Below are 16,684 nucleotides of genomic sequence, written 5' to 3' on the forward strand. Positions count from 1 at the left end.
ATATGCGACACCGCATCCAATCTTCTGCGCAACGTCCCGGCTTGCACCGTCGCGGTCGCCTGACCGGCTTCACCCTCATCGAATTGCTGGTCGGGCTGGTATTGGGCATGCTGACGGTGCTGGTGATCAGCACGGTGCTCGCGAACGCCGAAGGCAAGCGCCGCACCATCGCGATGGGCAGCGACGCGCAAGCCAACGGGACACTTTCCCTCTATACGCTGCAGCGAGACATGCAGATGGCCGGCTATGGCGCTGCGATCAACCCCGAAGCGCTGGGCTGCGCGATCAAGGGCGAATACAAGGATCCATCGGCGGATGCCTCGCTTCCTGCCATCCCCTTCTCCACCACGCTTGCACCTGTCGTCATCACCGACGGTGCGAGCGGCGCGCCGGACCAGATCACCGTTCTGCAGAGCCGCACCCGGCGCTTTTCCGCACCGATGTTGCTGTCGATCAACCATCCCAAGACGACGGAAGTCTTCACGGTCAAGTCGACCTTCGGCGCCACCGCGGGCGACCTGATGATCGCAGTGCCCGCAGGGGGTGGCGACGCCGACAACTGGTGCACCGTCTTCACGGTGACCGATTCCGGCTCGGGGGGCGCCGCGGGCACGGTACTCGACGGCACTCAGATTCCCCACAAGTCCGGCGGCACCAGCAAGTGGAACCGCAGCAGCGTATTTCCCGACGCCGGGTATGTGACTGGCAGCTATCTGCTGAACATGGGGCAGATGTCGTTCAACAGCTACTCGATCGACGCGAATCAGAATCTTGTCGTGACCGGGATCACCGCCGATGCGGCCACTGGAACGCCCGAGATCCTCTACCCCCAGATCGTCAACCTACAAGCGATGTACGGGAAGGCGACAGCGGGCACGACCCAAGTCAGCTCCTACGACAACACGACGCCCACGACCGCCGCCGACTGGCAGCGGGTTCTGGCCATTCGCATTGCGCTCGTGGCACGCAGCAATCAATACGAAAAAGACATCGTGACCTCCAGTGCGCCACTGTGGGATGTTGGTGCGAGCAGCACGATCAGTGGAACCGTTGCCTGCGGCACGAGCAAGTGCATCCAACTCAAGATCAATCACGTGCCCGACTGGCAGCACTACCGATTCAAGGTTTACGACACGGTCGTTCCACTGCGCAATGTGCTTTGGAATTCCGCCAAAACCCCCGGCTCGTCATGATGAACCCTCTTTCACCCCGCCGTGGACAACGCGGCATTGCACTCATCTTTGCGCTGCTCGCACTGGTTGCGTTGTCGCTCGCGACCCTGGCCTTGGTCCGCTCCGTCGACACCAGCTCGATGCTCGTGGGCAATGTGGGGTTCAAGCAGGACGCAACGACGTCAGGCGACCAGGCAGCCCGCCAGGCCATTGCCTGGCTGAAAACCAACGTTACGAGCCTGGACACGGATGCCGCCGCGAGCGGCTATTACGCCAGCACTCAGGAGATTGTCAGCGGCGTGAACGCACCCGTTGACGTCACGGGCCAGCAACTTCCAGCCAACAGCAGCAGAAAGCTGATCGACTGGAGTACCGAACAGAACGGCAACTGCCCCTATGCAGCCTCGGGCAGCTATGCAAGCTGCTCGATCAAGTCGGCGACAGCAACGTTGACGAATACGACCAATACGGCCCGCTACGTCATCTTCCGACTCTGTGCGAATGCAGGCAGCGCAGACGACGCCATCGCAAACAGCTGCGCGAAACCGCTGGCAGACACGGGTGCGGCCCCTGGCCGAGGCGCGCTTTCGTACGGCAGCGGTCGTATCAGCACCAAGAGTGGTCCGTACTACAGGGTCGTCGTGCGCATCAGCGGGCCGCGCAACACCACCAGCTTCACAGAAACCATCGTCAATTTCCAATAGTGCGGCGTCGCGGCACGAGGAGCTTTCACCATGCTGATCCATACAGCGCCAAGGACCTGGCGAGCAGGCCTTCGTTTGAACATTGCGATTTCATCTCTTCTCATCCTGCTCGTGGGCCAGTTGGGATTTCCCACCCAGGCATTGGCCGCTCAGACGATCATCCAAGACGAGCCACTGACCACGCGTTCGGAAAACACCGCGCGGCCCAACCTGCTTTTCATTCTCGACGACTCGGGCAGCATGGCATTTGACTACATGCCCGATACGATGAGCAGCAGTAGCAAGTACGGCTTTCGCTCGGCGCAATGCAACGGCGTCGCTTATGACCCCGACACGGTGTATTCACCGCCTGTCACCGCCACCGGCACGAACATGGCGAACTCGTCGTTCGTTTCCGCCTGGTCCGATGGTTTTGCCCAATCGGGGGCGACCAATCTCGACTTCAGCACGTCCACAACCGTTGATTTTTCGACATCGAATATAGCGATGGGAACGGGGAGCAAGACCTTCGCGTTCACGGGTAGCGGCTACTCGAGCACCACATTCACGATCGGCGAGACACTGATTATTACCGCGGGCGGCAGCCGGTCCATGACCGGCACAGTGACTAATTGGAGTGCAACTTCCTGGAATAGCAGCGGCACCAAAACCCTCGTGGTCAACGTGACCTCATCCAATAGCAACGACACTCGAAACAGCTGGACCGCCACGCGCGGAACCGGAAGTTATTACTATAAATCGACGTCCACCCAACCCAAGATGGGTTGGGTTTATACGAGTTCTGGCCCCGTCCAGAACACGTTCTATCTGGAATGCATGAGCGATGTAGGCGGCGCTCCCGGAAGTGGCGTGTTCACGAAAGTGGTCGTTCGAAGCACCTCGGCAGAAGCCGGAAATTACGCCAACTGGTATTCGTATTACCGCACTCGTACGCTGATGATGCGGACATCCGTGGGCAGTGCATTCAAGACTCTTAACGACACGTATCGCGTAGGTTTTTCGACCATCAACAGCAGCACGGACGTCACGACCGGTCCAGGCTTCCACCCCATCGATTTCTTCACGGGAGCGCAGAAGACCAGTATCTATTCCAAACTCTATGGAGCGGCGGCCAGCGGCGGAACGCCATTGCGAGGGGCGCTCTCGAAGGCTGGCAGGTACTTCGCGAAGCGGTTCAGTGGTCAGACAGACCCGGTCCAGTACTCCTGCCAACGCAACTATGCCTTGCTTTCCACAGATGGATATTGGAATTCAGGTGGCGATGGTGTCGAGAACAACACGACCTATGGCGCGCTTGATTTGAATGGCAATATGGTCGGCAATCAGGATGGCCAGGAAAGCAGGCCCATGTTCGACGGTACCGTGACGTCGGAGGTAACGACCAAACAGAAGTACGTCGTTGGCTCTTTAGGGTCGTGTCGCGCCGGGTCCTCCAATCGATATCAGGTCACTTCCCAGACCCAGAAATTTACCAACGGAGATTGGATAGATTCAGGTGGAGCGACTACAAGCTGCCTTCGCGCCAACGACGTGGTTGTAGACGGGAAAACTGCATCCGACCTCAGGAATCAGACCTATTACACACAGCCGACAACCAACACGGTGGTCACCGGTGGATCCTCCAATACGCTGGCTGACGTGGCCGCGTACTACTACAACACCGACCTTCGTACCGAGGCGTTGAATAATTGCAGTTCGGACAGCAGCGGCACTGCGCAGTCCGTGTGCAGCAACGTGCTCAAGCCTGCCGGCCTTGATACCGCGGCGCACCAGCACATGACCACTTACACCATCGGTCTTGGGGTGAGCGGCACGTTGGCCTACGACCCCAATTACCTCAATCAGACGAGTGGCGATTATGTGAACCTCAAGTCCGGTGCTGTCGATTGGCCCGTGCCTACCACCAACATCAGCGGAAATTCGGGCGATGCTCGGAATATCGACGACCTCTGGCATGCAGCCGTGAATGGTCGGGGTCAATATTATTCTGCCTCCAATTCGAAGCAGCTTGGTGAAGCCATCAGTGGAGTGGTCAATGCAATCACACAGCAGACCGGGTCGGCATCTGCCGCGTCGACAAGCGCTCTGGAACTTATTGCGGGTGACAACAATCAGGTCTTCCAGGCAAGCTACACGACCAAGACTTGGACAGGCGACCTGAAAGCGTTCACGCTCAATGGCGACACTGCGGAGATCGGAGCGACCCCACTGTGGTCGGCTCAGACCCAGCTGACGCAGAGCACGACAGCGTCCGAGCGCAAGATCTACTACAAGCAACCGGCTTCCGCGACTCGACGGGAGTTCAACTGGACGAACCTCAATGCGGACGGGCTGGGCGCCAACTTCAGCGGTCTTTGCGCCAAGAGCCAGAGGGCCACGCAGTGCGACAACCTGTCTGCCGCCGAAAAGACCATCGCGGAAACGGGCAGCAATCTGGTCGGCTATCTGCGCGGCACCCGCACTTACGAGACGGCCAGTTCGGCAAACAGCACGACGCGAGCCCTCTATAGGGCGCGCACGGGCGTACTCGGCGACATCATCAACGGTGCGCCTGTCTACGTGAGCAAGCCCCCCTTCAGCTACACCGACGCCGGGTACGCAGCTTTCGTCACCGCGAAGAGGAGTCGCAAGCCGATGGTGTATGTCGCGGCCAATGACGGGATGCTTCATGCGTTCTCGGCTGCCAGTGCCGACGGCGGTACGGAGATGTGGGCTTACATTCCGAACGCAGTGATGCCAGAGATGTACAGATTGGCTGACGCCGGGTACGAAGCAAGGCATCGTTATTTCGTCGACGGAGCACCAGTTGTCGCCGACATCCAGGTCGGCACGGAGTGGAAGACCATTCTGGTCGGTGGACTCAACAAAGGGGGGCGCAGCTACTACGCGCTGGACGTCACCGATCCCGCGAATCCTCTGCCGCTCTGGGAGTTCACGGATACCAACCTGGGTCTCACGTATGGCAATCCAGTCGTTGCCAAGCGGGGCAACGGCACCTGGGTCGTCGTGTTCGGCTCCGGCTACAACAACGATGTCGACGGAGGTGATGGCAAGGGGCGACTCTTCGTCCTGAATGCCAACACCGGAGAAAAGCTCCTCGGCATTGCCACCACCGTTGGCGCTGTCGATAGTCCCAGTGGATTGGCGAAGATAAACGCATGGGTCGACGACCCCGCCAACAACACATCGAAGCGCTATTACGGCGGAGACCTGCAAGGGAACCTCTGGCGCTTCGATGTGGACGATCTCGTCGAGCCCCGGCACAGCGCACTGCTGCTCGCCACCTTCCAAGTGGATGCCGCCACCCCGCAGGCGATCACGACGCGGCCGGAGACCGTCGAGATCGCGGGCAAACCGGTGATCGTCGTCGGAACGGGCCGGTATCTGAACACCGACGACATCAACAGCACTACGCAAGCGACGCAGACCATCTACGCCGTCAAGGACAATCTCACGTCGACGGGCCTTGGCAACGTGCGCGCGGACAGCAACATGGTTCGCCAGACTTTCACCGTCACTGGAGATTCGGCCAGCATCACGAACAACCCCGTCGACTGGAACTCGAAGAACGGCTGGTGGGTGGATTTTCCGCACTCTGGGGAGCGCGTGGTGACGGACATTGCGCTGCAATTCGGAACGCTGTCCGTTGCGACCGCCATCCCGAGTGGCGACGCTTGTAGTTCGGGCGGCAAATCTTGGCGCTACTACCTCAACGCAGCCAACGGTAACTCGCTCGAAGACCCTGCAGGCCAACTGTGGAGCGATACCGCGCTGATCGTAGGTCAGAGTTGGGTGAAGTTGGAAAACGGCGAAACGAGAATCTTGCGGCAAAGCAGCGACGGCTCGATCAAGATCGAGCGTCCGCCAGGCGGAGGCGGGGCAGCGGGTCTTCCGCACCGCACGTCGTGGCGAGAGTTGGCCGACTGAGGTCGATCGGGAATGAAGGCAAGAGTACGGACGGAGGAACGATATCCCGGCGTTTTCCTCCCTCCTCGTGCGGTTTGGTTCGCCGCAGGGTGCGTCGCGTTCTCGGTTGCGTTGCACGCCCTCTTGCTCTCGATACGCCTGCCTGCCCCCTCTCGATCGTCGGGCCCTGCGAATATGCAGCAGCTACACGCCCGTTTTCAAACGCGGCATGTCGTGCAGAGTAGCGCTCCACCATCCGTAGACAAGGCCGCGCCAGAGCAAGTCAACGCTCAACCCGTATCCGCAGTGTCAGTACGGCCTTTCAAGACACCTGATCGTTCGCTCGGAACGGGTACGCCGGCGGCGAGCGTTTCGTCGCCATCCTCCGAACTGTTGTCCTCCGAAATCGAAACAGACTTGGACAAGAAGGATCTTCCAGTCGGAACTCCCTATCCGCCCGTAGACCCCTTCAGCGAGTACGTGCCTCGCTCCTTGCTGTCGTCGGCGCCAACGCCCAGAGCGCCGATCATCTTGAAAGCACCGGAACAACAACACCCCCCCGATCGACGGGTGGGCGTCTTCTCCCTCTTCATCGACGAATATGGTGAGGTCCGGAGAATGTTGGCCGAGGAGCCACTGTTGCCGCCGGTGTATGAAACGATTGCCCGCGAGGCGTTCATGAATGCCGCCTTCATTCCGGGGGAATTGAGGGGCTCGGCAGTGAAGGCGCGCGTGCGCATCGAAGTGGTTTTCGACAATACCCCGCTGCCGTAGCAGCGGCATTCGGCAAGCGGCTCCCCCGCTACATCGCCATCGCCATCGCCATCGCCGATTCGATCCTCCGTGGTTCGCAACCGGATGAGTCATCGCAGGCGCCTCCAGCTGCGGTGCGGAAAAGGTGCGATCGGCGCTACTCCTGGGGATCGCGCAGCAGACGGGGTTTTCCCTTCGAGAAGTACTGGGGCAAGAACTCCCAGCCGCATAGTTCGAAGAACTCCTGAGCGCTATAGGTCGTTTTCGTCGCCACCGTACGAATCCATTTTTGCCCCAGTGGGTCATTGGGGCCCAAGGCCAAGTGCGCTCGAGCCCCAGTGCGCACATACAGCACCTCACTCACCGCCGCAGGTGTGCATAGCACCAGCGCCAGCGCGACGGGAACCACCGTCCGCACGGTAAGCCGCTCCTGCAAAACTGTCTGAATGGAGCGAATGCCCAGAACGAACAAGGGGCCCATCGATGCGCGCATGACCAGATCCGGAGTTTGTCCGTGGAACAGCGGCAGAAGACACAACGTGACGACGGAAATCAGACAACCAAGATCCTGCACGATGCGCTGGCGAAGAATCAACGCGAATACGGAAAGCTCGACCGCCAGGAAAAGAAGCACGTCCGGCACGAGATGAAGCCGGTCCGGGAGGCAGGAGAAACAGGCACCACCGGACGGCAGTTCCGTGGACAAGTAGTCCACCATGCAAAGTGCAATAGCGGCGCCGGCCAGCACCTGGATCGCAGTTTTCCAATGCAGCAACTCATGACGCCGTTCCCAAGCCAGCAACAGCATCGGCGGCAGCAGACCGATCATTCCGTAGGGCGACCACAAGGAAAGTAGGCCATAACCCAACACCGCAGCACCCAAACCACCTTTTCGATCATTGAAAAGTATCAGTCCGGCCACGAGAAAGGTGGCGATGCTTTGATGCGGGACCCAGATCAAGGCCGTCAAGAACGAAGAGAACTCGATCGGCAGCCTGAAAGCATTCGCCGCCCATGCCTCGTAGTGAATGCCGAGCCATGGTGCGACGGGCAGCTTCTGCCCCCCCCGGGCGATGTGCTCCGCGAAGGCATCCGCACCGCCAAGAACGAGCAAGAGAATCGCCGCGGCGCCGGATTGCCATTTCGTGGCCCCCACTGCGCACACCGTGCGAAACACGAGCACGAATCCGCCGAAGAGCCACACGCCGAACGCGAACTGCAGATCCACGGTCGGCAGAAGTTTGTGCACGAAAGACGGAACCAGATAGGCACCCAGGTAAAAGCGAAGATGACGTGCAAGACCATCCAGTTCCAGGACAACGGGCCATGAGTCGGTCCCCAGCTCGTTGACAATGGCCCAATGCTTGACCCAGTCCCACACGAAGGGACCGTTGGGAAACCCCGCGAGGAGAATGACGATCGCCGCGGCACACACGGCCGTGGATGCCGCCCATCCGGAACCTGAGCGCTCAGGCCGCTCAGCGAAAACGAGGATGCAGCCTATCCCGAGGAGAATCGCAATGGCAATGCCTACCCACCACGCGAGGAAGCCGAGGGCGAATACGAACGCCGGCAGAGCGAGGTAAGCAATCTCGAGGTGACGCGTGGTCGACCGCTGTTCATAGAGGTGACGAATCTCGATGGCTTCAGAGGTCGACGTCGTCGTTTGCGGATATGCAGTCACGTTGAAGAGCCACAGGCAAAAACAAGGGCAACCGCGCGAAATGCCGCAGCCATCCACCGTCCTTCGGATGAAGCCACATAGCCTTCGCCGTCTCGTCGCATGGTGCCTGTCGCGAGCTGCTCTTCCAGCCTGCGGTCAACCCCACCACCGTCACTGAAGTAACGCTGAAACATCGAGGAAATCTCGCTCTTCGAGACAACGCCTTGGGCTCCGGCGACGTGTTCGATCATCCTGACGGAATAGGACCGATCCACCGTCGTCGGAATCGTGAAAACGAAAGCGTAAACGAGCAGGAAGGTCACCATCGCGTCTTTCACGTAAGGCGACCGTGGCTTGCGCCTTGACTGGACGACGCACTGGATGCACGCGCCGATGACGGCAACGCACACGCCCTGATAAAAAATGAACCCGCCAGGGATCAGATGACGCCATAGCACCAGCAACACGATGGATGCAAGAAAACCAACGACTATCGATTTCATCCAAGTTTGTACCGGTAGAGCGAGACAGACCCGCCTTTGATCTCAAGGCAAGTCCGCCTCTCGACATGACCTGAGCACCCATGCCCTGCGGAACGCGCGGCTGGCTTCGAACGCTCAGGACTGAGCCCCCAAGGCCGGCTCCGCTCCAATCATTCCAGGCTGCGCGGGAGCCGACTGCTCCGACACCGCCTTCTCTTCGTGGTACTCATCGTCCACGTTGATCGCCCACAAGCGACTCTTGTCGACCTCGCCCGTGATGATCTGATGCGCAGCTTCCTTCGCCGTCAGCATCGAGTGATCCTGATTGTTGTACCGATGCATTCCATTGCGACCAACCAGAAACAGGTTGGAAACTGCATCCAGCGCGGACTGGACTTGGTCGAATTGCTCATAGGCTTCTCCGAAATAGCCGGGGTAGGCTTTTGGGACGCGCAGCACCGTCGCGTCGATGGCCGTGGAGGTACTGACCAGCTTGATCTGCTTCATCTCCGACTGCGCGAGCTGCTTGAGCGAATCGTCGCTCAGCGACCATAGGTCGTCGTCTTCCTTGCAGAAGAATTCGAGGCCGAGCCATACCGTCTCGGGATCGCTGACCATGTACGGGCTCCAGTTGTTGAAGACTTGGACTCGCCCCACCTTCACACCCGGCTCTTGGATATAAATCCAGTTGTCACTGAGCGCGACTGGCAGGTCCTCGCGCCGATACAGCAGTCCAACCGTCATAAAGTCGCGGTACTCAAGGCGGCTCGCGATGCTCACGACTTCGGCCGGCCAAGCATCCTGGGATGCCGCAACGAGATCCTTGACCGGCATTGTCGACACGACGTGCGTGCACTCGAGCCGTTGACGTTGCCCATCGTGCGAGATCACGTCGACCGCGCGAACGGTTCCTTCTGAAATCTCGATACGTTGCGCACGGTGCTTCATCAGCAGCACGCCACCGCTGTTCACGAATCGCCTGGCAACCTCTTCCCACATCTGTCCCGGCCCAAGCTTGGGATAGACAAAGGACTCGATGAGCGACGTCTGTTCTGCCTGGCCGTTGTTCATGCCGAGCGCCGACTTGGCCGCGTGCCACAACGCCTTGCTGACGGAGAGGCTCTTGACGCGCTGAGCCCCCCAGGCTGCACTGATTTCGCTGCAAGGCACGCCCCATACCTTTTCGGTGTATTCCTTGAAGAATTGGCGATACAGCTTCTCACCAAATCGATTGATGAAGAAGTCTTGCAATGAGACTTCCTGCTTGATGGGACTCGCCTTGGCCTTGATGTAGCTGAGCCCGAAAGTGACGGTCTTCGTCCACCCAAGCTTGCGGAGATTTCCAGCGTTGAGTTTCAAGGGGTAGTCGAAGAAGCGCTCATTGAAGTAGATGCGCGAAAGGCGGTTGCGGACCATCATCACGTCGTCTCGTCCCGACGGATTCACCTCCGCGAGGTTTTCAGGCAACGCATCCCTCTGTTGCCCTTGGTATCTGAAGTTGAGCGCCCCACTTTCCGCCGCCTTCTCCACTGGGAGGATGGATGCCCACCACTGCATCACCCAGTCGGACTTGGAAAAGAATCGATGGCCTCCGATGTCGATCCGATTGCCCCGGTACTCGACGGTCTTGGAAATTCCGCCCACTTGAGCGTCCGCTTCGATGACGGACACCCGCTGCACGCCCGCACGCTGGAGTTCATAGGCAGCCGTCAGCCCCGCAGGGCCCGCGCCGATCACGACCACGTTGATTTCATTCATGTTCATTCCCTCATCCCCTCGAGAAAAGCACCAGCTTGCGCAGTGCGAAGTTGCAGACGAAGCTGGCACCTGCCGCGCCTATCTTGGTCCAGCGATAGTCAAGATGCAGTTGTTGCGTGCCCACGTGCATGATGAGCATCGTCAAGAGAAGGCCGGCGACTCCCAGCATGGCAAACGTGAAGAACTCGACGACGGGCTGCGCAACGCGCCGGTTCATAAACACGAACTTCACGGAACACAAATAAACCACGGCGAGACCAGCCATGAACGCAGCAACCGACGAATGGACGACTGGCAACCCACATCCAGAAACCAGAATCAGAAGCATGACCCCATCAACCATGAGCCCTGCGAGCGACACGGCGAAGTAGCCGGCAAATTCCCTAGCGATGGACAGCGCCGAAAGCCTCGGCGCGGCGGATGAAATACCGTAAGAGGAATCAGCGTGCATTTACTGCCTTAGGGTTAGTGGTCTTCTTGGTGAGTTCGGCACAGCCGTAAAGGTAGTACGTCTTCAGGTTGCCCTCGTTGCCGTTTCCGATTTCGCTCCTGGGCGTCCAGGACGCGAGTACCCAGCCCTCCAACTTGGTGGGCATGACGATGTATCCGAGCTGGGGATCTGCTTCGCAGGTCAGTTCGAGACCTGACACGTCAGGCTCGCATGAGTCCTTGTCGTCCCGCAGTGCATTCAGAAGGCCGCAGATCTCCCGCTGCACATCGAAGGCCGAGGTGACGTCACGACGGCGATCCAGTTCAATTGCCGTGCCACGATTGAATACCAAGCCCGCAGCCTGCACGCCACTCGCATAGCTGCGGCGGTGCATTAGCAGCCACGGCGCGAGAGCATCACCCTGCCAATACACCTCGGCTTCAGGCGGCACCACATCAGCGAAAACATGTGGCCCCCGGACTGGGGTGCTTTCAACGACCTTGGTGATCTCTGGGCGACGATCCCAACGTACGGCGGTGGTCACGGTGAGGCCAATCAATATCACGCAGATAGCGATCTGCGAACGCCGGAAGCACCAGATCAGCCCGATGGCGATCAATCCCAAGAGCAAAGGACCAACCGGAGCCTGCTGCATAAATGCGCTGGCCTTGCTGCCAAAGCTCATCGATTGCGCTCCGCTCAGGTACTCGCCCATGCGAATCGAAACAGTGACCTTTTTCCACCAGTTGTACCCAACTGCCGCAACCAAGCAGGTCACGGAAAAATATAGAGTGAATCGAGACAGCTGCCAATTGCGAGGAGCCCCGACATAGAGTAGCAACAGGCCCATCAGCATGGCCAAGCTTCCCGTCGCAATGTCTTGAAACAACACGGCGTAAATCAACAATGCGACCGCCAATTGTTCGGCTCGAGAGCCATGCCAGCCACGCAGCAATTCTGGCGCCAGGAATACCAGCGCAACGAGATGCACGAGCCACTGCACGCGCCATAGTTGCAGGGAGGTCACGAGTACATTGGACAGAAGATCGCCGCCGAACAAGGCCAACGCTAAACAAAGGACTGCCATCACTGCGAGGGCTCTTAGCATTGACGCAAGGTGACTGTCGCTCTGGCGAAGTGCGAGAGTCCAAAGCAACGCAAGGTCGGCGAGCAAGGCTAGCCAACTGGCAAATGGCCATCCCGTCATGAAAACGAAGTTGTGCTTGTCAACGAGCTGTCGCCACTCAGCGTCGTAAAAGAGAAATGCGCGATCAAGCGGTGCTGCACCAAAATAGCCCGCTGCCATCAGCGGGACACCGAGTGCGAGTAGCCATAGCCAAGCACGATGCTGCCGCACGGCCAGTGCCCAGCACAGCAACAGGCCCGGGAGCGCCATTAAGGGATGCAGCAATGCCGCAACCATGCAGAACGCCGCAGCCGCAATCAATTGACCGCGGGCCATGAACGCGACCCCGAACACAACGAGAACTTCTGAATAGGTGCGGGCCGTCAGGAAAGGCTCTGCAAAATGAAAGATGGACGAGCTGCCGTAGGTGCCAGCAGTAATCGCCAAGATGCAGCAAGCCAGCGCTCTAGCGCCTTCTGGAAGAACGCGCCAAACCAGAAAGCCGATCGAAACAATGAAGAGAAGCTGCCCGGCAAGTACCCCAATCAAAGAAGACCAAGCAACTCCCATGACTTCGACTGCATGTGCGTACACCCTCCCGAAAACGCTGAAGGAGTCTTGCGAGCCAAACTTGAAGAATAAGTCCCCGTTGAAGATGGCGGGATCGATGTGCTTCAGGGCCTGGGCCACGTAAAGCATCCCGTCATGGCGGATTCCGTTGTATGGGTGGACCCATGCGAAAAGCAAAGCCGCAACTGCGGCGAATGCCCATTGGAACCTTCTCCCTGCGTGCATGCCCCACCCAGCTACGTCAAAGTACAAAAAAGGCCCGCAAGCGGGCCTGCATTGATTGCACCCTGCCAATTAAGTAGCGTTACGGCATTCGCTAGGCACGTACTTGAACTTCTCTGACGTCGTGCTGCACTTCCACTTGATTTGGCCCGACGGGGTACCGCCTGCGGCAAGTGGAGCATCGCTGCTGCCAGAGGTGGGGGTCAGCGTCAGATCCACGCTACCTGCTGCTGCAGTCGTCTTCACCAGGATGACACCCGTATCCTTGTCAATCGACATCGACGTCACGTTCTTCGTCGAGTTGACCGAGGTGGAGTCGAAGCCCAGCGTGAGATCCGAAGCCGCATTAGCAGCGTTCTCGCCAACCAGCGTCTTGGCGGCCGATGCGAGCACCATGGCTTCCGACACGCGCGCACGCACGGTGTAGTCCTGATAAGCCGGCAGCGCCACGGCCGCAAGAATGCCAATGATCGCCACAACGATCATCAATTCAATAAGGGTGAAACCCTTCTGCACATTGCGTGCGATGGAACGACGGTTCATTTCACTAACTCCAGGTTGGTTGGGTTGGTTGTCACTCCCGGGAGTCCTCCCCCCGGAGCGGAGAACCTTCCGCAGCATCCGTGCCACCCGGTTTCCCGCCCCGTCAGCGACCTAACGCGTCACCCCGGACCACATTGGTGTTACTGCACGTGACAGAAGATGTATCAAGATGCGACACATGGTGACAATTTTGTCATGCCATCCCCGTCGCGCGACCCGGCTCAGAAAGTCAGGATCCCATCCGCCTTCAGCCAGCGGATGTCCCGCTGCGCCAATCCCCGCACCTTCCGCCCCGCCAAGGTTTCGATCTGGCTCATGATCTCCTCGGTCTCGGCCGGCTTGGTGTGCGTGATGTAGATCGGATAGTCCTTGCCCGGATCGATGTGGGCCAGTTCGTCGGCCAGCATGGTCGGCGACAGATGCAGGCTTCGCTCCGCCAGCGCCTGCTCCCGGTTGCTGAAGGCCGTCTCGATCACCAGCATCGCAACCTCCAGCGCGTTGACCCGGTCCCAGAACGGCGCGTTGCGCTCGGTATCGCCGCTGAAGACCCAATGCGCTCCCCCGTCGGCGCGGCTCACGGCGAAGCCGCAGGCGGGCACGGTGTGCACGGCCGGCAGCACCTCGATGCGCTTGGGCGTGGCGCTGCCGAGCAGCAGCGTCTGGCCGACGGCGATGTCGTGGAAGGTGACGAAGGGGGTCTCGGGACTCGGGATGCTCTCGAAGTCGGGCCAGATGATGTTGTTGAAGACGTGGGCACGCAGCGCCTCGATGGTGGCGCGCAGCGCATGCACGCGCAGCGGCCGGGTGCGGCGGCCGCCGACGGCGTCGAGCATCAGGGGCAGGGCGGCGATGTGATCGAGGTGGCAGTGCGTGAGCACCATGTCGTCGACGCCGGCCATTTCGTCGAGGGTGAGGTCGCCGACGCCGGTGCCGGCATCGACGAGCAGGTCGGTGTCGACCAGGAAGGAGGTGGTGCGGCAGTCTTTGGCGATGGCGCCCGAGCAACCCAGCACACGAACCTGCATTGTGAGAGACCCCTTGTCTGTGTCTGTCATTTGGTTTCGAACCGGGTTGCACCGTCCCACGACGGGTCGTGCGGGCGCAAGGCCATCGAGGCTAATCTCTGCGCGTAGAGCTGGTAAAGGACTTTTTTGGCATCGGCCACGAGGAGGGGGTCCAGCAAGTTTCGGCCCAAGGCCCAGTCCTGGCGCCGGTAGGCGGCCAGTACCTCGGCCCAGCGCTCGAGCCGGTGCGCCTCGCGCACGGCGATGACGGCCGCCTCGTCCCAGGCGACGGCCAGCGGCGTGAACACGGCGACGGCCTGGGCCCGGCCCTTGACGAAGACGCTGTCGAGCTCCTGCCAGACATAGGCCGGCGCGAGCTCCCGCGTGGCACCGCTGGCGACGATCTCGACGCCGTAGTGGCCGCTGAGCCCCTCGAGGCGCGAGGCCAGATTGACCGCGTCGCCGACCACGGTGTAGCTGCGCCGCGCGGCCGAACCCATGTCGCCCACGCTCATGACGCCGCTGTTGATGCCGATGCCGATGCTGATCTCGGGCCGGCCGGTGGCGCGGTGGATGCGGTTGATGTCGTGCACCGCCTCGGCCATGTCGAGCGCGGCATTCACGGCGAGGCTGGCGTGCTCAGGCGTCTCGAGCGGCGCGCCCCAGAAGGCCATGACGCAATCGCCCATGTACTTGTCGACGGTGCCGCGGTGGGCGGTGATGACGTCGGTGAGGCGGCTGAACACGGTGTTGAGGAAGGCCTGCAGTTCGGCCGGCGACATCTGCTCCGAGAAGCGCGTGAAGTCGCGCATGTCGCAGAACATGACGGTCATGGTCTTGCTCTCGGCACGCATGCTGTAGCGGCCCGGGCGCTCCAGCATCTCGTCGACGAGCTGCGGCGGCACATAGGTGCCGAAGAGCTGCACCAGGCCGCGGCGCGCGCGCGATTCGACCAGGTAGCCCCAGCTCATGTTGAGCAGGAAGGCGAGCGCAACCATCGCGAGCGCCGAGGCCAGCGGCAGCACCAGGCCATGCGCGACGTAGAGCCAGGTGTTGAGTCCGACCAGCGCCGCGGCCACGGCGAGCATGAAGGCCACGGCGCGCAGCGCGGGCAGCAGCGACAGGCCGATGGCCAGCACGACGCCGGCGACGAACACGCTCAGCACCTCGTAGCCGGGCGCGTAGTCGGGCACGGCGAGCAGGCGGTCGTCGAGCAGCGCCGAGACGATGTTGGCATGCACCTCGACGCCGGCGAAGGACGGGGCCGCGGGCGTGGCGCGCAGGTCCTGCAGGCCGGGCGCGGTGGCGCCGACGAGCACGATCTTGTCCTTGAGCTCCTCGGGCGCGAGCCGGCCCTCGAGCACGTCGGCGGCCGCCACGTAGCGGAACGACCCGCCGCGGCTGCCGCCCGGGCCGCGGAACGGCACCTGCACGCTGGCGTTGCGGTCGACCGGCACGCGCAGCTCGCCGATGCGCAGCGACTCGAGCTGCGCGACCGGACTGCCGGGCACCAGCGCGGGCAGCACCGGCGGCGAACCGTTGGCGAGCCGGTAGACGGCCAGCGCGAGCGACTCGTAGTAGCCGGGCTGGGCGCGGTCGCCGTCGTAGCGCGCGATCAGCGGCACGCTGCGGATCACGCCGTCGTCGCTCTCGCCGACCAGGGTGTTGAGGAAACCCCCGCTGGGCGCGGCCTGCGCGAGCACCGGCAGGCTGGCGCCGAAGCCGTTCCAGTGCGTGGTGTAGCCCTCCGTCGCGGGCAGGGCGCCGGCGGGCCACAGCGGCGTGGCGGGCAAGGCGCCGCGGGCGCGCGGCGTCTCGGCCTGCGTGAAGTAGTAGCCGAGCGCCACGGGCTGGCCCGCGAGCGTGCGCGCCAGCACGGCATCGTTGTCGAGCGAAGGCGCGAGCTTCTCGACTTCGGCGGCGAAGCCGGGGATGCCGCGCAGCGGACCGCTCGCCAGCTCGCGCAGGCGGTCCACGCTCGAGCTGCGGTCGGGCTCGACGAACATGACGTCGAAACCGACGACCCTGGCCTGCTGGTGCGACAGCAACTCGCTCGCGAGCCGCGCCACCTTGTCGCGCGGCCACGGCCATTGCCCCTGGCGCGCGAGGCTCGCGTCGTCGACGTCGACGATCACGATGCGCGGATCGAAGGTGCCCGGCATGGTGGCGCGCAGGCGCACGTCGTAGATCAGGTGGTCGAGGCGCTCGAGCATGCCGGCATGCCAGAGCCCGGTGGCGTGCGCCAGCGCCAGCAGCACGGGCAGCAGGGTGACGGCGATGCGCGCCCAATGGCGCCGCAGTGCACTCATGATCGACCGGAACCGGGACGGGAATCGAAGCCGGTTCGCCGA

The 16,684-nt window shown here is 61.2% G+C and carries 12 protein-coding genes; 4 read left to right on the top strand and 8 right to left on the bottom strand.

Features of this window, described 5'->3' with window-relative positions:
- Positions 1-2: 2 nt before the first annotated feature.
- From AC1HIL_RS03115 to AC1HIL_RS03130, 4 genes are all read left to right on the top strand, one after another.
- Complete coding sequence (locus tag AC1HIL_RS03115) at positions 3-1,193, top strand: PilW family protein (RefSeq protein WP_479671119.1); 1,191 nt, start codon at positions 3-5, stop codon at positions 1,191-1,193.
- A complete protein-coding gene (locus tag AC1HIL_RS03120; RefSeq protein WP_479671120.1) occupies positions 1,190-1,876 on the top strand; it encodes a pilus assembly PilX family protein in 687 nt (228 codons plus the stop codon). Before AC1HIL_RS03115 ends, AC1HIL_RS03120 begins: the two co-directional genes overlap by 4 nt.
- A 30-nt stretch (positions 1,877-1,906) precedes the next feature.
- Complete coding sequence (locus AC1HIL_RS03125) at positions 1,907-5,803, top strand: pilus assembly protein (RefSeq protein ID WP_479671121.1); 3,897 nt, start codon at positions 1,907-1,909, stop codon at positions 5,801-5,803.
- 396 nt (positions 5,804-6,199) lie between these two features.
- On the top strand, positions 6,200-6,556 hold the full coding sequence (locus tag AC1HIL_RS03130; protein WP_479671122.1) for a hypothetical protein: 357 nt from the start codon (positions 6,200-6,202) through the stop codon (positions 6,554-6,556).
- Between the two features lie 136 nt (positions 6,557-6,692).
- On the opposite strand, the gene AC1HIL_RS03135 is transcribed toward AC1HIL_RS03130, so the two are convergent.
- From AC1HIL_RS03135 to AC1HIL_RS03170, 8 genes are all read right to left on the bottom strand, one after another.
- Positions 6,693-8,219, bottom strand: coding sequence for a hypothetical protein (locus tag AC1HIL_RS03135; protein ID WP_479671123.1), 1,527 nt, complete (start codon positions 8,217-8,219; stop codon positions 6,693-6,695).
- Positions 8,216-8,701 (bottom strand): hypothetical protein, encoded by a 486-nt coding sequence (locus tag AC1HIL_RS03140; protein ID WP_479671124.1) that lies wholly within the window; start codon positions 8,699-8,701, stop codon positions 8,216-8,218. The genes AC1HIL_RS03135 and AC1HIL_RS03140 overlap by 4 nt, the downstream gene beginning before the upstream one ends.
- A 114-nt stretch (positions 8,702-8,815) precedes the next feature.
- The gene (locus AC1HIL_RS03145; RefSeq protein WP_479671125.1) at positions 8,816-10,438 is read right to left on the bottom strand and encodes an NAD(P)/FAD-dependent oxidoreductase; all 1,623 of its coding nucleotides are present in this window, start codon (positions 10,436-10,438) and stop codon (positions 8,816-8,818) included.
- 10 nt (positions 10,439-10,448) lie between these two features.
- A complete protein-coding gene (locus AC1HIL_RS03150) occupies positions 10,449-10,889 on the bottom strand; it encodes a GtrA family protein (protein WP_479671126.1) in 441 nt (146 codons plus the stop codon).
- Positions 10,879-12,684: a hypothetical protein gene (locus AC1HIL_RS03155; RefSeq protein ID WP_479671127.1), complete on the bottom strand. Its 1,806-nt coding sequence runs from the start codon at positions 12,682-12,684 to the stop codon at positions 10,879-10,881. Before AC1HIL_RS03155 ends, AC1HIL_RS03150 begins: the two co-directional genes overlap by 11 nt.
- Positions 12,685-12,858: 174 nt before the next feature.
- A complete protein-coding gene (locus AC1HIL_RS03160) occupies positions 12,859-13,329 on the bottom strand; it encodes a pilin (RefSeq protein ID WP_479671128.1) in 471 nt (156 codons plus the stop codon).
- Positions 13,330-13,550: 221 nt separating this feature from the next.
- Positions 13,551-14,354 carry a 3',5'-cyclic-nucleotide phosphodiesterase gene (locus AC1HIL_RS03165; RefSeq protein ID WP_057593694.1) on the bottom strand — a complete coding sequence of 268 codons (804 nt, stop codon included), beginning with the start codon at positions 14,352-14,354 and terminating at the stop codon, positions 13,551-13,553.
- A 26-nt stretch (positions 14,355-14,380) separates the two neighbouring features.
- Positions 14,381-16,642: a CHASE2 domain-containing protein gene (locus AC1HIL_RS03170; RefSeq protein WP_479671129.1), complete on the bottom strand. Its 2,262-nt coding sequence runs from the start codon at positions 16,640-16,642 to the stop codon at positions 14,381-14,383.
- Positions 16,643-16,684 lie beyond the last annotated feature (42 nt).

It is taken from the genome of Variovorax sp. ISS6 (genome assembly GCF_056523145.1).